Genomic DNA, 25,567 nt, shown 5'->3' on the forward strand with positions numbered 1-25,567 from the left:
TTTGATTCTTGGGTTCGAAAAAGCTGGAATGTCTTGCTTGCTCCTATGCACACCTGTGACGAGGCATTCAAATCGGCATGTCCCAAGTCAGGGACACCGAGCAAGGGCCTACGCCGGCCGCGCCGCCCCGCAGCTAGGGTGTCACCGGCCGCCCGTATGCTCCCCTCCCGAAGGAGAGGGGGAAGGCGCGTAGCGACTCAGGGGTGGTCCATTCAAGCGAGCTCGGCGTAGCCATGGCTGAGCACGACTTTGTCGCGCTCCAGCACGCGGGCGCGAAACTGCAGCTGGCAGGGCTGGTCGGGCGTGCGCCAGATCTCGGTGACCAGGGTTTCGCCGGGATAGACGGGCGAGGTGAAGCGCACATCCAGCGCCTTCAGGCGCGCGGGATTGCGGTCGCCGCATTGGCGCAGCACGGCATGGGCCACCAGGCCGTAGCTGGCCAGGCCATGCAGGATGGGTCGCTCGAAGCCGGCCTTGCGTGCCACGGCCGGGTCGGCATGCAGCGGGTTGTAGTCGCCCATCAGGCGGTACAGCAGCGCGGCCTCGGGGCGTATGGCTTGGGTGTCGGTGACGTCGGGCGCGCGGTCCTCGGGCGTGGGGCGCAGCGGCTCCAGGGGCGCATCGCTGGGCTGGCCGCCGTCCAGCAGGCTGTAGCCGCCATCGCCGCGCAGAAAGCTCACCTGCTGAACGGTGGCCAGCAGCTCGCCGCCGGCGGTCTCCAGGCGCCGCTCGGTCACCATGATGGCGCCCTTGCCTTCGCCCTTGTCCGTCAGGTGCGTGATGCGGTTGTGGCCCACCACGTCGGCGCTGGCCGGCAAGGGTCGGTGAAGCCGCATGCGCTGCTCGCCATGCAGCAGCTTCACCCAGTCAATGCCCGTATCGGCCTCGCGCGCCCAGAAACCCGGGTAGCCCAGCACCACGGCCTGCGAGGGCAGGGCGCGCAGCCCGCCCGGCGTCCCTTCGTAGAAGAAGGGCAGGGCTGCATCCGACAGCGGATCGCTGCCCAGGCCCAGGCTCAATGCATAGAGCATGGTGTCGCGCTCGCCATAGTGCTGGCGCACGGGCTCGAAGGGGCGCTGTTTCAGGTGGTCGTAGCGAATGGTCATGGAACGGGTCATCTCGGTAATTGATTGCGCTGGCGCAATACCAACAGCCTTCAAAACCGGCGCACCCCAACCCAGGGTCGCCGAGCAAGAGCCGCCTCGCGGCGAGGGCGCCGTCCCCCTCCCGCGAAGCGAGAGAGGGGGAAGCGGCGCAGCCGCTCAGGGGGTGCTTTTCTAGACAGGATCCCAGCTGAAAACGTCGGCGGATCGGTCCAGCGGCACGAACGAGGCCTTGAGCGCGGGCATGCCGTGCTCGGCAATGAACTCGGGTGTCCAGCCTTCGCTGCGATGCACCGATCGCAGCGGCCGGGGCTGGCTCATCAGAAACAGCTCGTTGTTGCGTACGGCAAAGACCTGGGCGTTCACATCCCTGGCCTGGTCGGACAGCAGATAGACCGCCAGCGGCGCGATCTTGTTGGGCGTCATCTGCTGGATCTTGGCCACACGTGCCTGCTGCTCGGGGGTATCGGTGGGAATGGAGCCGATCATGCGGCTCCAGGCAAAGGGCGCGATGCAGTTGGAGCGCACATTGAACTTGGCCATGTCCAACGCAATGGATTTGGACAGGGCGGTCAGGCCCAGCTTGGCAGCGCTGTAGTTTGCCTGGCCCAGGTTGCCGATCAGGCCGGAGGTGGAAGTCATGTGGACCAGGGCGCCGCTTTCCTGCTCCTTGAAGTGGTTGGCGGCGGCGCGGCTCATGAAGTAGCTGCCGTAGAGATGAACCTTGATGACGGCGTCCCACTCTTCCAGGCTCATCTTGTGGAAGAACCGGTCGCGCAGGATGCCGGCGTTGTTGACCACGCCGTCGATGCGGCCGAAGCTGTCCACGGCGCACTGCACGATGCGGGCCGCGCTGGCGGCCTCGGCCACGCTGTCGGTGTTGGCCACGGCCTGGCCGCCTGCGGCCTTGATCTCATCGACCACCTTCTGCGCCGGGCCGGCGTCCGTGCCCTCGCCCGTGGTGGAGGTGCCGATGTCGTTGACCACCACCTTGGCGCCCTCGGCCGCCATGGCCAGCGCCATGTCGCGCCCGATGCCGCCGCCGGCACCCGTCACCACCACTACCTTGTCCTGCATCATTTTCTGCGCCATGGCTTGCCGTTCCCGTTCAGTGTTCGTTGGAAAGAAGTCGGAACCAAGCATGCCGGCAAACGCCGGGCCGCGCCATTCGGCAATCGCAAGGGCGGACTTCGCGGGAATGAAAGCGGCGGCGGCCAGCATGCGCCAGCCCAGCCTTCAGCGGGGGCCAAAGGCATGCCTAAGAAAACGCGGATTGCGGGCCGCTGCGCTTGTCCCGACCATGATGGCCATGACAGAAAAGCAAGCTACCGACACCATCGACGCCGCAGCGCTGGCGCAACTTAAGTCCTGGCAGGCCACCGCGCCGAGCTGCAAAGCGACAGCGCGCAGCACACGGCCATTACCGCCGCCATTTCCGGGCGTCCTGCGCGCGGCATGTTCAATCGCCTGCACCAGCTGGGGCGGGACTATGCGGGTGCACTGCCCGCTTATCCCATGGTGTATGACGCAGGCAAGGCGCTGCACCAGGCCGCCAGCGCACAGGGCAGCAGCGACTATGCCGCGCACTGGGCCGGCCAGGGTGCGCCTGCAGCGATCATCTGATCTGATAGCTGTCATCGCTTGTGATGCATCAAATTTGGAATGTCTTAGTCAATTTTTGATTACTGACTTGCGATGATTGCTATGGTTTCAGTTGTTCCAGCGAATGACCGATGCATCCTTTGACGCGAACAGACGTCGCACCGCATCGGCGCGCCGCGCCAGCACCGCGCGCTGGTTGACGTAGCCCTTGTCGGTGATCTCTCCGGCCTCTGCATCCGGCGGCTCGGCCAGCACCAGCGCGCAGCCGGGGCTTTGCGAGCTGCCCGCGCCTGCGTCGCGCTGCTCGTGCATCACGCGGCGCAGTGCCTGTGCCAGGGTTTCGGGGGCGGCAGCGCCTGCGGGCGTGGCAAACACCAGCAGACCCAGCTCGTCGCGGTCGTGGCCTGCGATGACGATGTCCTGCACCCAGGGTGCCAGGCGTGACACCAGTTCCACGCGCAACGTTCCCACCGAGACCCAGGTGCCGCTGGAGAGCTTGAAGTCCTCGGCCACCCGGCCGTTGAAGATGACGCCTCGTTCAGGGCGCAGCTCGTCGACCATGAAGCCAGCGTCGCCTATGCGGTAGTAGCCTTCTTCGTCGAAGGCTGCGGCCGTTTCGCGCGCTGCATCGCGGTAGCCGGGAAACACCGAAACGCCCTTGACGCGCATTTCCTGCTTGTTGCCGTTGGGCACGAACTTGAGCTCCAGTCCGGGCAGCGGCGCACCTATGCAGCCTGCGCCGTCGAGCTGCCAGTGGGCCGAGGTGATCGCGGGCGAGGTCTCGGTGCAACCCCAGGACGTGGTCAGCCACAGGGGGCGGCCCGGGCGCACGCGCAGGGCTACCGCCTCCAGCCGCTTCCAGCTCGAGGGGGCCAGCGCCGCAGCCGCGTAGAAGGCCAGGCGAAGGCGCGAGAGCATGTCCGCCGCCAGCTTGTCGTCGGCCTCCATCAGCGGCAACACCATATCGAAGCCGCGCGGCACGTTGAACCACAGCGTGGGCCGAACTTCACGCAGATTGCGCACCGTCTTCTCGATCAGACCCGGTGCGGGCCGGCCCTCGTCGATGTAGAGCGTGCCGCCGTGCGCCAGCACCAGATGCAGGTTGTGGTTGCCGCCGAAGGTGTGGCTCCAGGGAAGCCAGTCCACGAGCACGGGTTTTTCCTGCTCGAGGAAGCGCCAGGTCTGCGCCATTTGCTGCTGGTTGGCGCACAGCATGCGGTGCGTGTTGATGACCACCTTTGGCGTGCCTGTGGAGCCCGAGGTCAGCAGGTATTTGGCATGCGTGTCGGGGGCGATGGCCTCATAGGCGGTGCGCACGGCGGCCGTCTCGGGTCTGGCCATGAGCGACTCGAAATCCTGCCCGCCAGGCCAGTGCTGCGCATGTGCGCTGAAGACGCAGGGCGCGTGGGTTTCGCAGGCCGCCAGCGCTGGTCCGTAAAGGCGCGCGTCCGCTGCGTAGATCAGCGCAGGCTGCAGCGCCTGGAGCATCTGGCGCAGCCGCCCGAAGTCGCGCGCCGTGCGCGAGTAGGCACTGGACAGCGAGCAGGCTGCCCGGCCCACGTGCATGGCGGCCAGCATCAGCACCGCGTGATCGATGGCGTTGTCCGACAGGATGACCACAGGGCCGGGGGGCAGATCCAGGTCCAGCAGCCCCTGCGCCGTGCGTCCCACGGCCTCGCGCAGCTCGCCCCAGCGGAGCATGCGCCAGCCGCAGCCGTCGGGCGTGCGTTCGGCCAGGGCCGGGGCCTCGGGTGTTTCGCACGCCCAACGTTCCAGCCACTCGCCCACGCAACGTGCATAGGGCTTGAGCGCCACGGGCGATCGCAGTACGAAGCTGCCGTCGTCGAGATTGATGCGCAGGCTTCGCGGCGGGGCGACCTGCTGCGGATCGGACAGGAAGTCTATGGCTTGCATGGGTGCTCCTCCATGTGGGCTCAGAACAGCGAGCCCTGGGCCTTGGCGCGTATCAGGTCGGTCAGCAGTTCGTCGCGCGTGCGCTCCAGCTCCTCCTCGCGGCGCATGCCGCGCGCCTCTGCCACGCCCTGCACCACTCTGTCCTTGAGCGCCGCTGTCATGGCCGGATTGCCAAGATCGCGCCACCAGCTTTCGATGGGGCCGCCCAGGTGCTCCAGCAGATGCTGCATGCCGCCCTGTCCACCAGACAGATGCAGGTTCATGAATGGCCCCATCAGCGCCCAGCGCAGGCCGGGGCCGTGGGCGATGGCCGTGTCGATGTCGCTGACGCTGGCCACCCCCTGGTCAACAAGGTGAAAAGCCTCGCGCCACAGCGCGGCCTGCAGACGGTTGGCAATGTGGCCAGCGATTTCGCGCCGCACATGAATGGGGCGCTTGCCCAGCGCTGCATAGAAGTCCATGGCGCGCTGGATGCTGCCTGGCGAGGTGGACTCTCCTCCGCCCACTTCCACCAGCGGAATCAGGTGCGGCGGATTGAAGGGATGACCCAGAACCACGCGCTGCGGCGTCTTGCAGCGTACCTGCATGCCGCTGACCGGCAGGCCCGAGCTGCTGCTGGCCAGCAGTACCTGCGGCGGCGTGGAAGCGTCCATGCGCGCATAGAGATCGGCCTTGAAGTCGGCGCGCTCGGGGCCGCTTTCCTGCACGAAGTCGCAGCCGTCCAGTGCACGCTCAAGTTCGGCGTCAAAGCGAAGGCGTCCGGGCGAGGCTCCATCCACCAGCCCCATGCGTTGCATGGTCGGCCAGTGGCGCTGCACCGCTTCGCGCAGGCGCTGTTCGGCGCCGGGTGCGGGATCGGTGGCCATCACATCAAGGCCGCGCGCCAGGAAGAACGCAGCCCAGCTGGCACCGATCACGCCGGTGCCAACCACGGCCACGCGCCGTATCGCGGGTGCGGCCGCGCTCATGATGTCTTCCATTGCGCGCAGCGTGTCTCGGCGCGTGTGGTCCAGGCGGCCTCGCCCCGGATGGTCTCGACCACCTTGTAGTAGTCCCAGGGTTCTTTGAATTCGGCCGGTGTCTTTACCTGCATCAGATGCATGTCATGCACCATCAGGCCGTCGGCGCGCAGCCAGCCGTCCTTGACGAACATGTCGTTGAAGCGGGTCTTCCTGAGCTGTTCCATCACCTTGGTGCCATCGTCCGTGCCCGCGGCCTGCACGGCCTTGAGGTACTGCAGCGTGGCAGAGTAGTCGCCCGCATGGAAGGAGGTGGGCATGCGCTTGTGCTTGTCGAAGAAGCGCCGTGCCCATGCGCTGGCCTCGGTGCTCTGGTTCCAGTACCAGCTGTCGGTGAGATACATGCCCTGTGCCGTCTTCAGGCCCAGGGCGTGCACGTCCTGAATGGTGATGATCATGCCCGCCAGCTTCATCTTCTGCGCCAGCCCGAATTCCGCCGCCGACTTGATCGCGTTGACCGTGTCGCCACCCGCATTGGCCAGGGCCAGTACATCGGGCTTGGCCGCCAGAGCCTGCAGCATGAAGGACGAGAAGTCGCTGGCGCCCAGCGGGTGCTTGACCGCACCGGCCACGTTGCCGCTGCCGGCTTCGAGCACCTTGGCGGCATCGGCCTGAAGCGCATTGCCGAAGGCATAGTCGGCCGTCACGAAGAACCAGCGCTTGCCGCCGCTCTTGAGCACGGCGCTGGCCGTTCCGCGCGCCATGGCCACCGTGTCGTAGGCATACATGACCGTGTAGGGCGAACACTGCTCGTTGGTGAGGCTGGAAGCCCCCGATCCGACCACAAAATAGGGCTTGCGCTTATCGCGCGCCACGCCTGCCATGGCAATGGCCGCGCCCGAGTTCACGCCGCCGATCAGCATGTCGAAGCGTTCCACGTCGAACCATTGGCGCGCCTTGGCGGCGGCGATGTCGGCCTTGTTCTGGTGGTCGGCCGCCACGAGCTCGATCTTCTTGCCGTTGATGGCGCCGCCCATGTCCGCGATGGCCATGCGTATGGCCTCTGCGCCTGCCGGTCCGTCGTAGTCGCGGTACACGCCCGACATATCGCTGATGAAGCCTATGCGTATCACATCGTCCGAAATCTGAGCTGCTGCCGTGGCCGCGCCGGCCAGCGTCACGGCGCCCGCCAGGGCCTTGCATGCGAAGTTCATGATGCTGTCTCCTCGTTGTTTGTGAACAGTGCTGCGCCGTGCGCGGCTCAGGCCGCCTGTGCCATGGCGGCGGGCGCGAACGCGGGTAGCGGCATGCCACTGCGTTGCAGTCCCATGATCTGACGTGCTTCCTCGGGTGTGGCAGGCTCCATGTCGAGCTCGCGGATCAGCCGCACAATGCGCTCGGTCAGCTGTACATTGGTGGCCAGCTCGCCCTGGCAGTAGTAGAGGTTGTCCTCCAGGCCCACACGCGCATGGCCGCCCAGCAGCAGCGCAGCCACATTGGCCTCCAGCTGCGAGGGACCGATGCCGCTGACGCAGAAGATGCTGTTGGCGGGCAGAACGTCCACCATCTGTTGCAGGTAGCGCGGAGAAAACGGCATCGCATTCTGGAAATTCCGGTGGACGTTCATCACCAGGTTGATGAAGTGCGGTGCGGCATCGTGGTCTTCCTCGATCAGCGTCGTCACGTCCTGCAGGATGTGGGTGTGGGCGAAGACTTCCCACTCTGGCTTGATGCCGCGCGCCTTCATGCCTACGGCCAGCTCGCGGCCCCGGGACAGCGGCGTGTCCATGAGGATCTCGCGCCCGCCGAAGCTCAGATTCAGCGTGGTCGCATCCAGCGTGCACATTTCAGCGCCTGCGTCCATGCCCTTGATGCGTTCCTCCCAGGCGATTTCCCAGCGCCCGCCCTGCAACTCGCGCACCATGTCGCCGTGCACGCCGCCGCCCGTGGAGTTGTTGATCACGATGCCGCAGCCCGCAGCGCGGATGCGGGTGTTGATGTCGCGGTAGATGTCTGCATTGCAGGTGGCACCGTCGTCGGGCCGGCGCGCATGGATGGCCGCCACGCTGGCGCCCGCATTGCAGCAGCGCACCACGTCTTCGGCGATCTCGTCCGGCTGGGTGGGGAGATGGGGGTTCTGCGATTTGTGGGCCATGCCGCCCGTGGGGGCAATGGTCACGATCACCTTGCGCTTGCTCATGGCGTCTCCTGATGCGTGGGGTTGGGTCGTCCGCTATTATTTTTTTCACCCCCGCATGAATCAGTCGTTGCGATGACATTTGACCTCGGGGTAAGTACGCAAGGAGTTTCACCATCGCCCGCCATCACCGCTCAACGGCCGCGGCCCGCCCCACTCTCGACGAGCTGCTGTCCGGCTCGGCCTGGTTTCCCGCGCTCGACGTTGCCGTGCGAGAACGCGTGCGTGCCGAGATGCGCGAGGTGGACCTGCCTGCGGGCACTGCGCTGTGCCGTATGGGCGATGAGCCCCGGCACTGGTATGGCGCTATCGAAGGTCTGCTCAAATGGTCGGTGAGCAGCGCCGATGGTCGCTCGGTTACGCTGGGAGGACTGTCGGTGGGAAGCTGGTTCGGCGAGGGAACGGTGCTGCGCGGTGTGGCGCGCACGGCGGACGTGATTGCACTGCGCGACAGCCGCGTGGCCTTGATGCCTGCCGAGGTCTTCGAGTGGTTGCGCGGCAGCGAGCGCAGCTTCGAAGCCTTTTTGCTGCGTCAGATCAACGAGCGAATGCACTGGTTCCTGGGCAACTTCGCGGCCCATCATCTGCTCGATACCGATAGCCAGGTGGCGCGCGCGCTGGTGGGCCTGTTCCACTCATGGCTGCATCCGGGAAGCGACCCGCGCCTGAGGGTGTCCCAGGAGGAGATCGCCAACCTCTCGGGCCTGTCGCGCCAGCGCTGCAACGCAGCGCTGCGCCGCCTGGCGGCGGCGGGCCTGATAGAGATCGAATACGGCGGCATCACCGTCATCGATCTGCCGCGTCTGCGCACGCGTGTGCTTGCAGCGGCGTCGTTCTAGCGGCCAGATTCGCGCTGCCTCACATGCTCTCGCCGAGCTCATGGTAGGCAGCGATGGCGTCCATCAGTTCCTGCAACTGGGCCGATACCTGCTGCTCCTCGCGCACCAGCATATAGCGCGGGCGTACGGCCCAGGCGTCCGTCAGCGGCACGCGACAGACGCGCGGCAGGCCGCGGTAGCGCTGGGCCACGGTCTCGGGCACCACGGCCACGCCCACGCCTGCCGCGACCATGCGGCACATGGAGTCGAAGCTGGACAGCTGTATGCGCAGCTTCAGCGTGGTGCCTAGCTGCTGGCTCAGCCGTTCCAGAAAAGTCTGCAGAGTGCTGCCACGGTGCATGCCCACAAAGCGCTCGTGCAGCACATCGGCAAAGGCCACGCTGCTCATGTCCGCCCAGCGCGCGGTGTCGGGGGTCACCAGCACCAGCCGGTCGGTGCTGAAATGCAGCGCGCGCAGGCCGTGCGTGTCCACCTCTCCGGCCACGATGCCCAGGTCGGCGCGGCCGTCGCGGATGTCGGCGGCAATGCCTGCATTGGGGCGCTCCTGCAGGTCCACGCTGATGTGCGGGTGCTGGGTGAGGTAGGCCGCAAGTATGTCGGGCATGAACTCCGTCACGGCCGTGGTGTTGGCGAATACGCGCACATGGCCGCGCAGGCCCGCACCGTACTCCTGCAGGTCGGCTTGCAGTTGCTGCGAATGCTGCAGCATGGCGCGCGCATGGTGCAAAAAGGCCTCGCCGGGCGCCGACAGTTTTACCCCTCTAGGCTCTCGTATCAGCAAAGGCATGCCGGCCTGCTCCTCCAGTGCCCTGACACGTGCGCTGGTGGCCGCAAGCGATAGATGAGACTGTTCAGAAGCCCTTGTCAGGCTTCCTGTCTGCGCTATCAAAACAAAGAGTCTTAAATCCTTGAGATCGAATTGCATGGCGGTTCATGGTTTATACCAATCAAGGCAAGGCTTCGGAAAAACAAAAGGCTTGATTCCAATATCAGAGATTGTGCACAGAGCTGGCGCCAGCGAGCATAGGCCCATCAACCCCAAAAGAGGAGACAGTCGCCGTGCCAGTCCGATCCGCCCCGCCCTCCATTCCATCGGTATCGCGCCGCAGCCTCTGCGCCGGCGCCCTGCTGACCCTGGGCCTGCCGACCTGGGCGCAGGCCTCCTATCCTTCCCGCCCCATCGTGCTGGTGGTGCCCCAGGCAGCGGGCGGAACCAATGACATCGTGGGCCGCATCGTGGCACAGAAATTGGGCGAGAAGCTGTCCGTGGGAACGGTGGTCGAGAACCGCCCCGGTGCGGGCGGCAACATCGGTACCCAGGCCGTGGCCAAGGCCGCCAGGGACGGCCATACATTGCTGATGACCATCAGCAGCAGCCAGGCCATCAATCCCGCGCTCTACAAGTCGCCGGGCTTCGATCCCGTGGGCGACTTCACGCCGGTGAGCATGATCGGCGCCGTGCCCAATGTGCTGCTGGCCCATCCATCATTTCCCGCACGGACCGTTCCCGAGCTGCTGGCCCTGGCCAGGTCCAAGCCCGGCGAGCTGCAATATGCATCGGCAGGCAACGGTACGCTCAACCACCTGCTGGGCGAGATGCTTAACCAGATGGCCGGCGTACAGCTGCAGCATGTCCCCTACAAGGGCGTGGCGCCTGCACTTAACGATGTGCTGGGCGGGCAACTGCCGCTGCTGTTCGGCAGCCTGCCGTCCACGCTGCAGTACATCAAGTCGGGCAAATTGCGGGCACTGGCCGTCAGCAGCGCAGCGCGCTCGCCCGTGCTGCCCGACGTGCCCTCGCTGGGTGAGTTCGTGCCCGGCTACAACGGCACGCTTTGGATTGCCTTGTTCGTGCCGCGCGGCCTGTCGCCTGCGGTGATGAGCCGGCTGCGCGAAGGCATGCAGCAGGCCATGGCGGACAAGGACATGCGCGCCCAGTTGCAGGCCCAGGGCGTGGAGCTTGCGGGTACGCCAGAGCGTCAAGTCACGCCCGACGAGCTGGCTGCCGTCCTCAGGCAGGACATCGCCAAATGGGCGCAGATCGTGAAGACCTCCGGCGCCACGGTGAACTGAATCCCTTCCTCACTTTCATCCATGAATCCGAACACTGTCCAGATCGACGCTGCCGCCCTGACCAAGCTCCAGTCTTGGCAGGAGCGCAGCGAAACCGCGCTCGACATCATCACCGCCGCTCCGCTGCGTGCCCTCTCGGCCACGCTGGACCGTGACGACCCGGTGCCTGGAGATGGCTCAGCCGTGCCTGCGTTATGGCACTGGCTGTACTTTCTGCCGCATGCGCGCCAGAGTGAGATCGGCCCCGACGGGCATCCCCGGCGCGGTGGCTTTCTGCCGCCCGTGCCGCTGCCGCGCCGCATGTGGGCGGGTGGACGGCTGCGCTGGGAGACAGACAATCCGCTGCGCGTGGGGCAGCAGGTGCAGCGCGTCTCCACCATCCGCAGCGTGCAGCACAAGACCGGACGCTCGGGCGAGCTGCTGTTCGTGCTGGTGGAGCATCGCTTCTCGAACCAGGACGGTCTGGCGCTGGTCGAGGAGCACGACATCGTCTACCGGGCCGCCGCCAGGCCCGGCGATCCGGTGCCGCCACCGCAGCAGCCGCCGCTGGCGGGCCAGGCTGCCTGGTCGCGCACCATCGTGCCCGACGACATCTTGCTGTTTCGCTACTCGGCGCTGACCTTCAACGGCCACCGCATCCACTACGACCGCCAGTATGTGACACAGGTCGAGGGCTACCCGGGCCTGATCGTGCATGGTCCGCTGATTGCCACGCTGCTGCTCGATCTGCTGCGCCGCCAGCTGCAGGGCGCCAAGGTGGTCACGTTCGACTTCAAGGCCTTGCGGCCGACCTTCGACCTTCACCCTTTCAGCGTGCACGGCAAGCCGCGCGAGGACGGCTGGACCATCGACCTGTGGGCGCGGGATCACGACGGCTTTCTCACCATGCAGGCAACGGCCATGGTGTCCTGAAGAATTAAAAACCATAGCTTATGACGCTTGATGGATAAGCGTTCTAGGCCAAAAGGCTTTAAATGATAGAACACACCAGCTCGAATAACCACCACGAGATCCGCGATGCCATCCGTGCGCTGTGTGCGGAGTTTCCCGACGAGTATTTCCGCAAGATCGACGAGCAGCGCGTCTACCCCGAAGCCTTCGTCAACGCGCTCACGAACGCGGGCTGGCTGGCCGCGCTGATTCCGCAGGAGTACGGCGGCAGCGGCCTGGGCCTGACCGAGGCCAGCGTCATCATGGAGGAGATCAACCGCTGTGGCGGCAACTCGGGTGCCTGCCACGGCCAGATGTACAACATGGGCACGCTGCTGCGCCATGGCTCGCAGGCGCAGAAGGAGAAATACCTGCCGCGCATTGCCTCGGGCGAATGGCGGCTGCAGTCCATGGGTGTCACAGAGCCCACCACGGGCACGGACACCACCAAGATCAAGACCAGCGCCGTGAAGAAGGACGGGCGCTATGTGATCAACGGTCAGAAGGTCTGGATCAGCCGCATCCAGCACAGCGACTTCATGATCCTGCTGGCGCGCACCACGCCGCTGGCCGAAGTGAAGAAGAAAAGCGAGGGCATGTCCATCTTCATGGTCGATCTGGCTGAGGCGCAAGGCTTGCCCCCACGCTCCCCTGCTGCGCAAGGGTCGCTGCCCCCCGAGGGGGCAGCTTTGGGCCTTGGGGCGGCCCGGCAGCCCAAAAAGGGCATGACCGTGCGCCCCATCCTCAATATGGTCAACCACGAGACCAACGAGCTGTTCTTCGAGGATCTGGAGATTCCCGAGGAGAACCTGATCGGCGAGGAAGGCAAGGGCTTCAAGTACATCCTCGACGGGCTGAACGCCGAGCGCACGCTGATCGCCGCCGAGTGCATAGGCGACGGCTACTGGTTCCTGGACCGCGTGACCAACTATGTGCGCGACCGCCAGGTGTTCGGCCGCCCCATCGGCCAGAACCAGGGCGTGCAGTTCCCGATCGCCGATGCCTTCATCGAGGTCGAGGCCGCCAACCTCATGCGCTGGAAGGCCTGCGAACTGTTCGACGCGCACGAGTCCATGGGCGCTCAGGCCAATATGGCCAAGTATCTGGCGGCCAAGGCCAGCTGGGAGGCCGCCAATGCCTGCATCCAGTTCCACGGCGGCTTCGGCTTTGCCTGCGAGTACGACGTGGAGCGCAAGTTCCGCGAGACGCGTCTGTACCAGGTGGCGCCGATCTCCACCAATCTGATCTATTCCTATGTGGCCGAGCACATCCTCGGGTTGCCCCGCTCGTTTTGAAATGAAGTACCCCCTGAGTCGCTACGCGCCTTCCCGTTGCACGGCGCCCCCAAAGGGGGACGACACCCTCGGGGAGGGGGGGCGCGGCCGGCCCAGGCCCTTCCTCGGTGCCCCTGGTCTTTGGCCGCGCCAGTTGCACAGGCAGCGCGGAAGCGCAATGGATTTTCAAGATGAAAAAACAAAATCTTCGTCCACTGGACGGCATCACCGTCGTCTCGCTGGAACATGCGGTGGCAGCACCGTTTTGCACGCGCCAGCTCGCCGATCTGGGGGCGCGCGTGATCAAGGTGGAGCGTCCGGGAAATGGCGATTTCGCGCGCGGCTACGACCAGCGCGTCAACGGCCAATCCTCGCACTTCACCTGGATCAACCGCAGCAAGCAAAGCCTGGCGCTTGATCTCAAACGCCCCGACGCACCGGAGGCGCTGATGCAGCTGCTCGAAGGCGCCGACGTGCTGGTGCAGAACCTGGCGCCTGGCGCGGCCGCGCGCATGGGCCTGTCCTATGCGGTGCTGCATGAGCGCTTTCCGCGCCTCATCGTCTGCGACATCAGCGGCTACGGCGCCGACGGCCCCTACCGCGACAAGAAGGCCTACGACCTGCTGATCCAGAGCGAGGCCGGCTTCCTCTCGGTCACGGGCACGCCCGAGGTGCCGTCCAAGGCCGGCATCTCGGTGGCCGACATCGCGGCCGGCATGTATGCGTACACCAACATCCTGTCGGCCCTGCTGCTGCGCGGCCGAACGGGCGAGGGAAGCCACATCGATGTCTCCATGCTGGAGGCGCTGGGCGAGTGGATGGGCTACCCCATGTACTACGCCTTCGACGGCGCGCCGCCGCCGCCGCGCACCGGCGCCTCGCATGCCAGCATCTATCCGTACGGCCCCTTCGAGGCAGGTGATGGCGGCACGGTGATGCTGGGCCTGCAGAACGAGCGCGAATGGAAGCTCTTTTGCGAACAGGTACTGCTGCAGCCCGCGCTGGCCGCGGATGCGCGCTTCGACAGCAATGCGCGCCGCAACGCCAACCGCGAGGAGCTGCGAGCGCTGATCCTGGATGTATTCAACGCGCTGGATGCCGCCCAGGTCGTGCAGCGGCTGGACGCGGCCGGCATTGCCAATGCGCGAGTCAACGACATGGCCGGCCTGTGGGCCCATCCGCAGCTGGCCGCGCGTCAGCGCTGGTGCAGTGTGGGAACGCCGGCCGGGCCGGTGCAGGCGCTGTTGCCGCCCGGCGTCAACAGTGCCTTTGACTACCGCATGGAGGCGGTGCCCTCCGTGGGCGAGCACAGCGAGGCCATCCTGGCCGAGCTGGGCTGGTCGACCGAGCGCATCCGTGCTCTTTACGCCGAAGAAGCGACTCTGTGAGAACTGTGCGCAGCGTATGCGCGGGAGTGATTCCATGAAGAACGAGACCCAAGTGAGCATTCATCCGCTGGCCAGGTTCGCGGCCACGCTGTGCTGGGAGGACATTCCGCAGGAGGTGCAGCGGCGCGCCGAGGATCTGTGGGTGGACTGGTTCGGTTCGGTGATGGCGGGCCAGGGCGCGCGTCCCGTGCAGAGCATCACGCACTTCGCGCTGTCCCAGGGGCCGGCCGCGGGCCCCTGCGAGATACTGGGCAGTGCCGCCACCAGCTCGCCGCTGATGGCGGCCCAGGCCAACGCCGCAGCCTCGCATGTGGCCGAACAGGACGATGTGCATAACGGTTCGGTCTTCCACCCCGCCGCCGTGGTCTTCCCGCCCGCGCTGGCCGTGGCCCAGAGCATCGGCGCCAGCGGCGTCGAGCTCATGGCCGCCTGCGTGGCCGGCTATGAGGTCGGCATCCGGGTCGGCGAGTTTCTGGGCCGCAGCCACTACCGAATCTTTCACACCACGGCCACGGCCGGAACGCTGGCGGCGGCCGCCGCCGTGGGGCGCCTGCTCAAGCTGACGCCCGAGCAGATGCAGCATGCCTTCGGCTCGGCCGGCACGCAGTCGGCGGGGCTGTGGGAGTTTCTGCGCACGGGCGCCGACAGCAAGCAGCTGCACACGGCGCATGCCGCCTCAGCGGGACTGACGGCCGCCTTCCTGGCGCAGGACGGATTCACGGGCGCACAGGACATCTTCACGGGGCCGCAGGGACTGGCGGCAGGCATGTCCACGGATGCCGACCCGGCCCGGCTCAGCGATGGGCTGGGCACGCGCTGGGCCACGGCCGAGACCTCGTTCAAATGGCATGCCTCCTGCCGCCACACGCATCCGGCCGCCGATGCGCTGCTGCAGGTCATGCAGGACCACGGCCTGACCCCCGCCGATCTGGCCCAGGTCACCTGCCATGTGCACCAGGGCGCCATCGATGTGCTGGGCCCCGTGCTCAGGCCGAGCACCGTGCACCAGAGCAAGTTCTCCATGGGCACCGTGCTCGCGCTGGCGGCGCGTCACGGCCATGCGGGTCTGACGGAGTTCGACCGCGACTATCTGGCACAGGAAACCGTGGAGCTGCGCGACAAGGTGAGCATGGAGCTTGATGCCGAGGTCGACGCGGCCTATCCCCGGCGCTGGATAGGCAAGGTCAGCGTACAGACCACGGATGGCCGTCTGCTCAAGGGCCGTGTCGACGAACCCAAGGGCGACCCCGGCAACACGCTGTCGCGCGAGGAGATCACGGCCAAGGCGCTGCGGCTGATCGCCTATGGCGGCCATGTGCCCGCCGAGCGCGCCCAGGCAACGGTGGCAAGGCTGTGGCAGGTCGCGCAATGGCCGCAGGTACGGCATCTGCTGGATTGACACGACTTACGCAAATAGGTTCAGGCCATACCACTGCCCCAGGAGGCAGGCCGTTGCTGCACTCTTGTTTGCGCAAGTCTTATGAGTTTCTTTCTGCCGGTGCAGGCAAGGCCGGCATCCCTAGTGCAAAGGCGCCACTACAGAGCGCCTCCCGCTTTCACAAAGTGCAAAGGAGACAATGCATGCCATATCGATCCATCCGCCGCCGCCTGATCTGCGCCGCGGCCGCAGCCTGCGCGTTCGCCGCGAGCAGCGGCGTCATGGCCGCTAGCTGGCCGGACAAGCCCGTGACCCTGGTCGTTCCCTACAGCGCTGGAGGGCCTACCGATGTGGTGGCGCGGCTGCTGGCCGTGCCGATGGGGCAGTACCTGGGGCAGTCGGTGCTCGTCGAAAACACCGTGGGCGCAGGCGGCACGCTGGCGCCGGCGCGCATCGTACGCTCCAAGCCCGACGGCTACACCATATTGATCCACCACATGGGAATGGCCACGGCACCCGCGCTGTACAAGAAGCTGCCCTATGACCCGCTCAAGGACTTCGAGTACATCGGCCAGGTGCTGGACGTCCCCATGACCCTGCTGTCGCGCAAGGACTTCCCGGCCAACAACTTTCCCGAGCTGCTGGACTATGTGAAAAAGCACCAGGATAAGGTGTCGCTGGCCAATGCCGGCGTGGGCGCCGTGTCGCAGCTGTGCGGCATGCTGTTCATGCACCAGGCGGGTGTGAAACTGACCGTCGTGCCCTACAAGGGGGCCGGTCCCGCCATGAACGATCTGATGGGCGGGCAGGTCGACCTGCTGTGCGACCAGACCACCCAGACCGTGCCCGTGATCCAGGACGGCAAGCGCGCGAAGGTCTTCGGCGTGACCACACCTCAGCGCCTGTCGTCGCTGCCCAATATCCCGACGCTGGACGAGCAAGGCCTCAAGGGCTTTGACGTCAAGGTCTGGCATGGCATGTATGCGCCCAAGGGCACGCCCAGGGAAGCGATAGAGCAGCTGAACAAGGCGCTGAATGTGGCGCTCAAGGACGATAACGTCAGAAAGCGCATTGCCGAACTCAGCTCCGATCTCGTCACACCCGACAAGGCCACGCCAGAAGGACTGCGCAAGCACCTGGAGGCCGAAGTCGCGCGCTGGCGCACCGTCATCAAGGCCGCTGGCGTATCGGCCGAGTGAGGCTGCGCACGGCATGAGGCCCGCGCCCCGGCGCGGAGCCCCGTCTGTCGATTGAAATCCCGCATTCCCAAGAGACGCCATGAGCACCTTGCTGCATAACGCCTGCACTTTTCTGTTCGTTCCCGCCAACCGGCCTCAGCGGCTTGCCAAGGCCCTCGCCAGCGGCGCCGATATGGTGATTGCCGACTGCGAGGATGCCGTGGCGCCGGGCGACAAGGCGGCCGCCAGATTGGCCCTGGAGCGGGCCGTGCAGCAGCTTTCAATGTCCGAGCGCGAACGGCTGCTGGTACGTGTCAATGCCTGGGGAACGCCGTGGTTCGATGAAGATCTTCAGGCGCTGGCGCGGCTGGTGGCCGTTGGCGTGGCCGGGGCCGTGGTGCCCAAGGCGGAAAGTGCGGCGGTGCTGCAGCAGATTGCCGGCGCAGCCGGCCCGCGCTGTGCGTTGCTGCCCCTGGTGGAAAGCGTGGCGGGCCTGGACGCCTGCGATGCGCTGGCCGGTGCCGCGCAGGTGGTGCGGCTGGCTTTCGGACATCTGGACTTCCAGGTCGATGCCGGCATGCAGTGCGAGCCGGACGAAGCCGAGCTTCTGCCGGTGCGTCTGGCGCTGATCCTGGCATCGCGCCGGGGGGGCCTGGCCCGTGCCGTGGATGGCGTCACCATCGACACCAAGGATGCGGCCCGCCTGGAGAGCGACACCCGGCGCGCACTGCGCATGGGTTTTGGCGCCAAGCTGTGCATACACCCGGACCAGGTCGGCACGGCCAACCGCGTGTTTGCGCCTTGCGATCCGGCCGTGGTCCAGGCCAGTGCGGTGGTGCAGGCCATGCAGGCCTCTGGCGGCGGCGTTTGCACCGTCAACGGCAAGATGGTCGATGCCCCCGTGCTCCATCTGGCGCAGCAGACACTGGCCCGCCACGCCTGGGCCCTGCAGCGCATGCAGCGCAACACCTAGTCTTATCGGACGTTGCCGGGTGCCACCGTCTGGTTCAGATTCATGCTGCTTCATGAAACAGGGGACGGCATGAACCAGGCTTTGGTATGTGTGGTGACGGGGGCCAGCCGTGGCGTGGGCCGGGGTGTGGCGCTGGCGCTGGGTGCGTCGGGGGCAACCGTTTACGTGACGGGGCGCAGCGTGAAGGAGGGCGACTCGCCGCTGCCCGGCACGGTGGGCAGGACGGCTGCTGATGTGACGGCAGCCGGCGGCCACGGCATTGCCGTGGCCTGTGACCATGGCGATGATGCCCAGGTGGCAGCGCTGTTCGAGCGCGTGCGCCGCGAGCATGGCCGTCTCGACATTCTGGTCAACTGTGCGATTGCAATTCCCGATCCGCTGACCGTACCCGGCCCGTTCTGGCAGAAGCCGCTGGAGATGACCGGGCTGCTCGATGTGGGACTGCGCTCCACCTACGTGGCCAGTCATTGCGCGGCTGGCGTGCTGATCGCGGCGCGCGGCCTGGTGGTCAATATCTCGTCGGCAGGCAGCCGCTGCTATATGCATGGGCCGGCCTATGGCGCAGGCAAGGCAGGCACGGACAAGATGAGCTTCGACATGGCCCACGATTTCAAGCCTGTCGGCGTAAGCGTGGTTTCGCTCTGGCCCGGACTGGTCAGGACCGAGCGCTCCGAACGCGTCTGCGCGGCCGAACCCGACAAGTACGGCAACAGCTTCGACAGCGCCGAAACGCCGCAATTCATCGGCCGGGTGGTGCTGGCCTTGCATGGCGATGCCGACTGCCTGGAAAAGCGCTCTGGCGGCGTGTTCTATACGGCCGAACTGGCCAGCCAGTATGGCGTGCAGGACATCGATGGCGCGCAGCCGCCGTCGCCGCGCGCCTACTTCGGCGCGCCACCGGAGTTCAGCCCGGTGGTGGTCGATTAAGCCGGTGCACTGACAGCACGCAAGAGCAGGGCCGCCGTGGCGACTACACTGCGGCCTTCCTTGTTTTTGCGGTACCCGGTCCGTGTCTGCTTCTGTCTTCCTTTCCCGCCGCTGCTGTCTGTATCTCTCCTTCTCGCTGCCCCTGGTACCGGGTTTGTCGGCCTGTGCCACGACCACCCCCGAACAAAGCCAGGACGAACTGATCCAGCGCTTTTACGTGCTGATGGCGGCCGGCGATTTCGACGCCTGCATTGCCCTGATCTCGGCACGCAATATTTCCAGGAAGCAGCTGGCGAGTTTTGAGCACAAGCTGCGCCGCATGCTGGCAGGCGCCAAGGGAATGATCGACTCCAAGGGTGGCCTGGCCAAGGTGGAGGTGGTGGAAAGAAAGGTTTCCGAGGAGGAACAGGTCATCAAGCTCAGGGTGCTGGTCAGCTATCGCGATGGCAGCACCCGCCGCGAGCGCATCAATCTGGTCCAGGAAGAAGGTGTCTGGAAAGTGCTGCTGTGATACTTCTGCGGCTGGCAACGGCCGCTGTGGTCGCGGTGTCGGCCTGCTCCGCGGGCCTGGCTTTGGCAATGCCGCCGTTGCCGCCGCAGGCTGCGCCCGGTGATCTGATCTTTCGCCGGGGGACGGAGCACGTCAGCCACCTGGTGCAGGCCGTGGACCATGGTGACTTCAGCCATGTGGGCATGCTGGTGGGTCGGCCCGGTCAGTGGAAGGTGTTGCATGCCACGCCGTCCGAGCGCCCTGGTCAGGCGGATGCCGTGGTGCTGAATTCGCTGGACTTCTTTCTGGACGCTCGGCGCGCTCATCCCGTTTGCGCCCGCTGACGCCCTTGCTGTCCTTGCACTAGGCCCGGACTCTATACGCCCAGATATTGCTGGCGCACGGCCTTGTCGCCAGCCAGTTCGGCCATGCTGGCTGCGTGCACGATCTGGCCTTTTTCCAGCACATAGGCACGGTCGGCCACGACCTCGGCAAATGGCAGGTTCTGCTCGCTGAGCAAGATGCCTATGCCCTGTGCCTTGAGTTCGAGAATCGTGCGCGCCATCTGCTCGACGATCAGCGGGGCTACCCCTTCTGAAGGCTCGTCCAGCAATACCAGACAGGGCTGGCCCATCAACGTGCGGGCCACGCTCAGCATTTGCTGCTCGCCACCGCTCATGCGCCCGCCAAGACGGTCTGGCATCTCGCCCAGGTTGGGGAACAGCGAAAAAAGCCTTGCCGGCGTCCAGTGCGGCATGGCGGAGCCATCGGGCCATCGGCGAGGCTTTTGCTTGCCGACCTCGAGGTTTTCCAGCACCGTCAGCTCGGTAAAGATGCGGCGGTCCTCGGGCACATAGCCCAGGCCGCGCTGTGCGATCTGGTGCGAGGCTTTTTTCTCTATCGACTCTCCCATGAAGCGGATACTGCCCTCGCGGTGCGGCACCAGGGCGGCAATGCTTTTGAGCGTGGTGGACTTGCCAGCGCCATTGCGACCCATCAGCGCCACGACTTCGCCGCGCCCAACGGCCAGCGATACCCGATGCAGGATATGGGCCGCGCCATACCAGGCATCGAGGTTCTGGACTTCAAGCAATTTGGGGCTCTTGACCTTATCCATCAAGCGCTGGTTGCTATGCATTTGATTCATTGCTGTTTTTCAAGAACGAGGCCGGTACCGAGGTAGGCCTGCTGCACGCGCGCGTCGTCGCGAATGGCTTGCGGCCTGCCTTCGGCCAGCAACTGGCCGCGTACCAGCACGGCCACGCGGTCGGCCTGACCGAAGACCACATCCATGCTGTGCTCGGTAAACAGCACGCCCATGCGGCGCTGCTGCGCCAGCTGGCGTGTCAGCTGCATCAGCGCGACACGCTCGCCCGGGGCCATGCCGGCCGTGGGTTCGTCCATGAGCAGCAGCAGCGGATCATGGGCCAGCGCCATGGCCAGCTCCACCCGTTTCACATCGCCATAGGCCAGGGCGCTGCAGGGGCGGTCGGCCTGAGCCGCCATGCCCACCTGTTCCAGCAGGGCCAGAGCATCGGCACGCCGGTGGCTGGCGGCACGCGGCCACCAGCTGAAGATCCTGCGATCGGCCGACAGCAGAGCCATCTGCACATTTTCCGCCACGCTGAGCGAGGCAAAAGTCTGTGCAATCTGAAAGGTGCGTCCCACGCCCTTGCGCCAGATGGTGCGCGGCGGCAGGCCGGTGATGGACTGGCCATTGAGCAGCACCTGGCCGCTGTCGGGCGGCAACTGGCCGCCGACCATATTGAAGGTGGTGCTCTTGCCGGCGCCGTTGGGGCCGATCAGGGCCAGCAGCTCGCCCGCCTGGAGGTCGAATGAGACCTGCTGCACGGCCTTCACGCCGCCAAAGGCCTTGCTGACGTTCTGTACCTGCAGCAGGCTCATGATCTTGCTCCTGCCTTGTTCTTGGCGCATACCTTGCCACATGTGCGCGACCACAGCCGCTGTGCATAGCCTGCAATACCCTGCGGTGCCAGCAGCACCAGAATCAGCATGGTTGCTCCCATCAACGCGCGCCAGTATTCGGTGTTGCGCGCCACGGTGTCGTGCAGCCAGGTGAAGGCTGCCGCACCCACCAGGGGGCCGGCCAGTGTCTGCACACCGCCCAGCAGCACCATGACCAGTGCATCCACCGACTTGCTGACCGACATCGCGTCGGGCGCAACGCCGCCCTTGCTGAAGGCAAACAGCGCTCCGGCCAGGCCGGCAAACAGCCCGGCGATCACGAACGCCGTCCACTGCACGCGGCGCACGTCGATGCCGATCGCATCGGCCCGCAGAGCCGAGTCGCGCGATGCGCGCAGCGCATAGCCCAGAGGAGAAAACAGCAGGCGACGCAGCAGATAGATGCCCAGCGTGCAGATGCCCAGAGCCAGCCAGTAGAAAGCGGGGCCTTGCGATGCCCATTCGGGGGGCCAGACGCCGGTCAGGCCGTTGCTGCCCCCGGTGAAGTCATCCCACTGAAAGACGATGGCCCAGCTGATCTGCGCAAACGCCAGCGTCAGCATGGTCAGATAGACACCCGACAGCCGCACGCAGAACCAGCCATAGAGAAGGGCGCCCGCAGCGGCGGCCAGAGGGCCGAGCAGCAGCGCGGCTTCCATGGGCAGATCCAGGGTGCGCACCAGCAGGGCCGCGCCGTAGGCACCCAGGCCAAAGTAGGCCGCGTGGCCGAAGGAGTGCATGCCGCCGGGCCCGAGTATGGAGTGCAGACTGCTTGCGAACAGCGCGGCGACAAAGATGTCGGCCAGCAGCACGGTGGCGTAGCTGCCGCCTTCGGCGCCGCTTGCCATCAGCGGCAGCAGCACTAGTAGGGTCAGCAGGCCCAGCCATGCGGCTGCTGCTCCACGGCCAGCAGGATGCAGCGGTTGTTCAGGCTCGCCAGCGCTGCGTGCCAGCGCCTGGGGCTTGCCCAGCAGGCCCCAGGGCCGCCAGATCAGCACCACGGCCATGACCAGGAACTCCACCACCAGCGTGAGCTTGGAGAACGATAGCTCAATGCCCGCGATCTCCTGCACGCCCAGCCAGATGCAGACGGCCTTGAGCTCTGCCACCAGCAGCGCCGCAATGAAGGCGCCCGGTATGCTGCCCATGCCGCCGACCACGACCACCACAAACGCGGCGCCAATGGTGAGCATGTCCATCTCCAGGCTGGCGGGTTCGCGCGGCAGCTGCAGCGCGCCGCCAAGGCCTGCCAGCAGCGTGCCCAGTGCGAAGACGGCGGTGAACAGCCAGGCCTGGTTGACTCCCAGGGCTCCAACCATTTCGCGGTCCTGCGTGGCGGCACGCACCAGGGTTCCGAAACGGGTCCTGGTCAATAAAAGCGTTAGGCCCACAAGTACGCAAGGGCCGACAGCTATCAAGAACAGATCGTAGGTGGGGAACTGGCGGCCCAGAATCTCCACCGAGCCTTCAAGCCCTGCGGCACGTGGGCCGAACAGTTCCTCGGGGCCCCACTGCCACAGCGCCGCATCCTTGATGACCAGCACCAGTGCAAACGTGGCCAGCAGTTGGAACAGCTCGGGCGCCTTGTAGATGCGGCGCAGAAGCAGCGTCTCGGTCAGCGCCCCCAGTGCACCGCAGACCAACGGAGCCAGCAGCAGTGCGGGCCAGAAGCCGATATGGGGCGAGAGCCGGTCCACGCTGCTGTAGGCGATGAAGGCACCCAGCATATAGAACGAGCCGTGGGCGAAGTTGATGGTGCGGGTGACACCGAAGATCAGCGACAGCCCGACCGAAACCAGAAACAGCGACGATGCGCTGGCCAGTCCGTTGAGCAACTGGGCCAGCAGGCCGGATGCACTCATGCTGCGTAGCTCCTGAAGCTCGACATAGTGTGTTCAGAGATGAAAAAGCCACCTGCTGCAGTGCAGGTGGCCTGGCATTTTCGCCGAAGCGAAATCAGTTCGCTGTCGCGGTGCGCAGCTTCTTCACTTCCTCGTCCGTAGGCTGGTAGTTCTTGCCGTCGGCATAGTGGTAGTTGACCAGCACGCCGCGCCCCAGATTCTCGTCATAGGCGGTCTTGCCGATATAGGCTCCCATGGTGGACTGGTTGTCCTGTGCCCGGTAGGTGATGGGGCCGAAGGGCGTGGCGACTTCCAGGCCCTTGAATGCCGCAATCAGCTTTTCGGTGTCAGGGTCGCCCTTGGTCTTGCGCAGGCCCGCAGCAATCGACTGGATGGCGTTGTAGCCCACGATGGTGCCCAGGCGCGGGTAGTCCTTGAACCTGGCCTGGTAGGCCTTGAGGAAGGCTGCGTGCTCGGGGGTGTTGATGGAATACCAGGGGTAGCCGGTCACGGTCCAGCCGATAGGCGCTTCCTTCTTGAGCGGGTCCAGGTATTCGGGCTCGGCCGTCAGCAGGCCCACGACTTCGCGGCCATTGAACAGGCCGCGTGTATTGCCTTCGCGCACGAACTTGCCCAGGTCGGTGGCGAACAGCACGTTGAAGATGGCATCGGGCTTGGCGTCAGCAAGCGCCTGCACGACGGAGCCGGCGTCAATCTTGCCCAGCGCAGGTGCCTGCTCGGCCACAAACTCGATGTCGGGCTGCCTGGCCTTCATCAGCGTCTTGAAGGTGGCAACAGCGGACTGGCCGTATTCGTAGTTGGGGTAGACGATGGCCCAGCGCTTCTTCTTGAGCTTGAGTGCTTCCTCCACCAGCATGGCGGTCTGCATATAGGTGGAGCCGCGCAGACGGTAGGTGTAGTGATTGCCGTCGGCCCAGACGATCTTGTCGGTCAGCGGCTCGGAGGCGAGGAAGAAGCGCTTTTTCTGCTTGGCGTAATCGGTCAGTGCCAGACCCACATGCGAGAGAAAGCTGCCCGTGAGCACATCGATTTTTTCGCGCGTGTAGAGCTCTTCGGCGGCGCGCACGGCATCGCCCGGAGTGGCGTTGTCGTCGCGCACGATGAGCTGCAGCCTCTTGCCGGCAATGCCGCCTGCGGCATTGACCTGCTCCACCGCCAGTTCCATGCCCTTTTTGTAGGGCTCCAGAAACGCGGGTTGAGCCTTGTAGCTGTTGATTTCGCCAATCTTGATCACGCCCTGCGCCCAGGCGGGCAGGGCGGCCAGTGTCAGCAGGGGCAGGGACCAGCGCAACTGCATTGTCATTCTCCTTGGTGCTAGATGGGTGACCATGGTCCGAGAGACTGGGTCATCGCAATCATTAATGCTCAATTTGAGCATTTATATAGACAAATAAAGCGCTTGTTCAAAGCGCGTGGGAAACGATCCTAGAGCAGCGTTTTCCCTGAGTCAAGATGGGCGAGACAGTTTTTCGGCGATCGGGCGGTATCTGAGCGCTTCATTCTGCTTATCACTATTCGATCTCAAGACATTCATGTGTGATTCACCCGTTTCTGTGCAATTGCCGGACAATATAGGTCTTGTCCCGCTTGGCAACCGGCAGCCAACGCGCTAGCAGCCCTGACCTGCAGTGCCCCGCCACCGCCCAGCATTTGCCGCGCAGGTTTTCTGCTTCGAGTTTTTATTTCAGACGAATCATGAGTGCTTTTCTTGAAGAACGCGTGCTGTCCGTCCACCACTGGACCGACCGTCTTTTCTCCTTCACCACCACCCGCGACACATCGCTGCGCTTTTCCAACGGCCACTTCACCATGATCGGCCTGAAGGTGGATGGCAAGAACCTGCTGCGCGCCTACTCCATCGCCAGTCCCAACTACGAAGAGCATCTGGAGTTCCTGTCGATCAAGGTACCCGAAGGCCCTCTGACCTCCAAGCTGCAGAACATCCAGGTGGGTGACACCATCATCGTGGGCAAGAAGCCCACGGGCACGCTGCTGATCGACTATCTGCTGCCCGGCAAGAATCTGTATCTGATCGGTACGGGTACCGGCCTGGCTCCCTGGCTGGCCGTGGCGCGCGACCCCGAGACCTATGAGCGTTTCGACAACGTGGTTGTGGTGCATGGCGTGCGTCAGGTGCAGGAGCTGGCCTATCAGGAGCTGTTCGAGAAGGAATTGCCCGAGCATGAATTCCTCGGCGATATCGTCAAGGGCAAGCTGCATTACTACCCCACGGTGACACGCGAGCCCTTCCGCAATCAGGGCCGTATCTCGGCCCAGATCAACAACGGCACCTTCCCGCAGAATCTGGGTCTGCCCGATCTGAATCCCGAGACCGATCGCGTCATGCTGTGCGGCAGCCCCGCCATGCTGTCCGAACTCAAGGAACTGCTGGAAAAGCGCGGTTTCAAGGAAGGCAACACCACCACGCCCGGCGACTTCGTCATCGAGCGCGCCTTCGTGGAAAAGTAATTCCACCTTGCCCCGAGCAAAAGGCCTGCATCAGCAGGCCTTTTTA

23 protein-coding genes and 1 pseudogene are annotated in these 25,567 nt (G+C 65.3%); 13 read left to right on the forward strand and 11 right to left on the reverse strand.

Translation table 11 applies throughout. The features are described 5' to 3' along the window. Window positions 1-212: 212 nt before the first annotated feature. Together NOX35_RS01155 and NOX35_RS01160 are read right to left on the reverse strand one after the other, a co-directional pair. Entirely contained in the window at window positions 213-1,106 is an 894-nt protein-coding gene (locus NOX35_RS01155; RefSeq protein WP_256496874.1) for a MaoC family dehydratase, read from the reverse strand. A gap of 171 nt (window positions 1,107-1,277) precedes the next feature. Next, entirely contained in the window at window positions 1,278-2,195 is a 918-nt protein-coding gene (locus NOX35_RS01160) for an SDR family NAD(P)-dependent oxidoreductase (RefSeq protein ID WP_182287065.1), read from the reverse strand. 285 nt (window positions 2,196-2,480) lie between these two features. Between NOX35_RS01160 and NOX35_RS01165 the strand changes: the two are divergent. After that, window positions 2,481-2,717 (forward strand): annotated as a pseudogene (locus tag NOX35_RS01165) (nitronate monooxygenase); the annotation flags it as partial. Between the two features lie 96 nt (window positions 2,718-2,813). Here NOX35_RS01165 and NOX35_RS01170 read toward each other — a convergent pair. From NOX35_RS01170 to NOX35_RS01185, 4 genes are read right to left on the reverse strand one after another with little or no spacing between them, the layout of a single operon-like run. Next, window positions 2,814-4,619, reverse strand: a complete 1,806-nt coding sequence (locus NOX35_RS01170; protein WP_256495455.1) for a feruloyl-CoA synthase — start codon at window positions 4,617-4,619, stop codon at window positions 2,814-2,816. A gap of 20 nt (window positions 4,620-4,639) precedes the next feature. After that, window positions 4,640-5,587, reverse strand: a complete 948-nt coding sequence (locus tag NOX35_RS01175) for a 3-hydroxyacyl-CoA dehydrogenase NAD-binding domain-containing protein (RefSeq protein WP_182285316.1) — start codon at window positions 5,585-5,587, stop codon at window positions 4,640-4,642. Then, the gene (locus NOX35_RS01180; RefSeq protein WP_256495456.1) at window positions 5,584-6,792 is read right to left on the reverse strand and encodes an ABC transporter substrate-binding protein; all 1,209 of its coding nucleotides are present in this window, start codon (window positions 6,790-6,792) and stop codon (window positions 5,584-5,586) included. Before NOX35_RS01180 ends, NOX35_RS01175 begins: the two co-directional genes overlap by 4 nt. Window positions 6,793-6,839: 47 nt before the next feature. Next, window positions 6,840-7,778, reverse strand: a complete 939-nt coding sequence (locus NOX35_RS01185; RefSeq protein ID WP_182285318.1) for a 3-keto-5-aminohexanoate cleavage protein — start codon at window positions 7,776-7,778, stop codon at window positions 6,840-6,842. A gap of 113 nt (window positions 7,779-7,891) precedes the next feature. Here NOX35_RS01185 and NOX35_RS01190 point away from each other — a divergent pair, with 113 nt between their 5' ends. Further along, on the forward strand, window positions 7,892-8,614 hold the full coding sequence (locus tag NOX35_RS01190; protein ID WP_182287066.1) for a Crp/Fnr family transcriptional regulator: 723 nt from the start codon (window positions 7,892-7,894) through the stop codon (window positions 8,612-8,614). 19 nt (window positions 8,615-8,633) lie between these two features. Here the strand turns inward: NOX35_RS01190 and NOX35_RS01195 are convergent, their stop codons facing one another. Continuing rightward, window positions 8,634-9,539 (reverse strand): LysR substrate-binding domain-containing protein, encoded by a 906-nt coding sequence (locus NOX35_RS01195; RefSeq protein WP_256495457.1) that lies wholly within the window; start codon window positions 9,537-9,539, stop codon window positions 8,634-8,636. A 134-nt stretch (window positions 9,540-9,673) separates the two neighbouring features. Between NOX35_RS01195 and NOX35_RS01200 the strand changes: the two genes are divergently transcribed. The 10 genes from NOX35_RS01200 (at window position 9,674) to NOX35_RS01245 (ending at window position 19,569) form a co-directional block, all read left to right on the forward strand. Continuing rightward, the gene (locus NOX35_RS01200) at window positions 9,674-10,687 is read left to right on the forward strand and encodes a tripartite tricarboxylate transporter substrate binding protein (RefSeq protein ID WP_256495458.1); all 1,014 of its coding nucleotides are present in this window, start codon (window positions 9,674-9,676) and stop codon (window positions 10,685-10,687) included. 21 nt (window positions 10,688-10,708) lie between these two features. Next, a complete protein-coding gene (locus tag NOX35_RS01205; protein WP_256495460.1) occupies window positions 10,709-11,599 on the forward strand; it encodes a MaoC family dehydratase N-terminal domain-containing protein in 891 nt (296 codons plus the stop codon). Between the two features lie 62 nt (window positions 11,600-11,661). Continuing rightward, window positions 11,662-12,912 (forward strand): acyl-CoA dehydrogenase family protein, encoded by a 1,251-nt coding sequence (locus NOX35_RS01210; protein WP_256495461.1) that lies wholly within the window; start codon window positions 11,662-11,664, stop codon window positions 12,910-12,912. A 170-nt stretch (window positions 12,913-13,082) separates the two neighbouring features. Then, on the forward strand, window positions 13,083-14,279 hold the full coding sequence (locus tag NOX35_RS01215) for a CaiB/BaiF CoA-transferase family protein (RefSeq protein ID WP_256495463.1): 1,197 nt from the start codon (window positions 13,083-13,085) through the stop codon (window positions 14,277-14,279). 34 nt (window positions 14,280-14,313) lie between these two features. Next, on the forward strand, window positions 14,314-15,678 hold the full coding sequence (locus NOX35_RS01220) for an MmgE/PrpD family protein (protein ID WP_182285324.1): 1,365 nt from the start codon (window positions 14,314-14,316) through the stop codon (window positions 15,676-15,678). Between the two features lie 182 nt (window positions 15,679-15,860). Further along, the gene (locus tag NOX35_RS01225) at window positions 15,861-16,856 is read left to right on the forward strand and encodes a tripartite tricarboxylate transporter substrate binding protein BugD (RefSeq protein WP_256495464.1); all 996 of its coding nucleotides are present in this window, start codon (window positions 15,861-15,863) and stop codon (window positions 16,854-16,856) included. 79 nt (window positions 16,857-16,935) lie between these two features. After that, window positions 16,936-17,808, forward strand: a complete 873-nt coding sequence (locus NOX35_RS01230; protein WP_256495465.1) for a CoA ester lyase — start codon at window positions 16,936-16,938, stop codon at window positions 17,806-17,808. Window positions 17,809-17,877: 69 nt separating this feature from the next. After that, the gene (locus tag NOX35_RS01235) at window positions 17,878-18,735 is read left to right on the forward strand and encodes an SDR family NAD(P)-dependent oxidoreductase (RefSeq protein ID WP_256495467.1); all 858 of its coding nucleotides are present in this window, start codon (window positions 17,878-17,880) and stop codon (window positions 18,733-18,735) included. 82 nt (window positions 18,736-18,817) lie between these two features. Then, window positions 18,818-19,246, forward strand: a complete 429-nt coding sequence (locus NOX35_RS01240) for a DUF4878 domain-containing protein (RefSeq protein ID WP_182285328.1) — start codon at window positions 18,818-18,820, stop codon at window positions 19,244-19,246. Beyond that, window positions 19,243-19,569: a hypothetical protein gene (locus NOX35_RS01245; RefSeq protein ID WP_232538086.1), complete on the forward strand. Its 327-nt coding sequence runs from the start codon at window positions 19,243-19,245 to the stop codon at window positions 19,567-19,569. Before NOX35_RS01240 ends, NOX35_RS01245 begins: the two co-directional genes overlap by 4 nt. 32 nt (window positions 19,570-19,601) lie before the next feature. Here NOX35_RS01245 and NOX35_RS01250 read toward each other — a convergent pair whose 3' ends face one another. The 4 genes from NOX35_RS01250 to NOX35_RS01265 form a co-directional block, all read right to left on the reverse strand. After that, entirely contained in the window at window positions 19,602-20,372 is a 771-nt protein-coding gene (locus NOX35_RS01250; protein ID WP_182285329.1) for an ABC transporter ATP-binding protein, read from the reverse strand. Then, a complete protein-coding gene (locus NOX35_RS01255; RefSeq protein ID WP_182285330.1) occupies window positions 20,369-21,130 on the reverse strand; it encodes an ABC transporter ATP-binding protein in 762 nt (253 codons plus the stop codon). Before NOX35_RS01255 ends, NOX35_RS01250 begins: the two co-directional genes overlap by 4 nt. Next, window positions 21,127-23,052, reverse strand: a complete 1,926-nt coding sequence (locus NOX35_RS01260; RefSeq protein ID WP_256495469.1) for an ABC transporter permease — start codon at window positions 23,050-23,052, stop codon at window positions 21,127-21,129. The genes NOX35_RS01255 and NOX35_RS01260 overlap by 4 nt, the downstream gene beginning before the upstream one ends. 94 nt (window positions 23,053-23,146) lie before the next feature. Continuing rightward, window positions 23,147-24,349 carry an ABC transporter substrate-binding protein gene (locus NOX35_RS01265; protein WP_256495470.1) on the reverse strand — a complete coding sequence of 401 codons (1,203 nt, stop codon included), beginning with the start codon at window positions 24,347-24,349 and terminating at the stop codon, window positions 23,147-23,149. A gap of 398 nt (window positions 24,350-24,747) precedes the next feature. Here NOX35_RS01265 and NOX35_RS01270 point away from each other — a divergent pair, with 398 nt between their 5' ends. After that, the gene (locus tag NOX35_RS01270; RefSeq protein WP_003059561.1) at window positions 24,748-25,521 is read left to right on the forward strand and encodes a ferredoxin--NADP reductase; all 774 of its coding nucleotides are present in this window, start codon (window positions 24,748-24,750) and stop codon (window positions 25,519-25,521) included. Window positions 25,522-25,567: the final 46 nt, after the last annotated feature.

Origin of the sequence: Comamonas sp. C11 (assembly GCF_024496285.1) — a bacterium.
GTDB lineage: Bacteria > Pseudomonadota > Gammaproteobacteria > Burkholderiales > Burkholderiaceae_C > Comamonas > Comamonas testosteroni_F.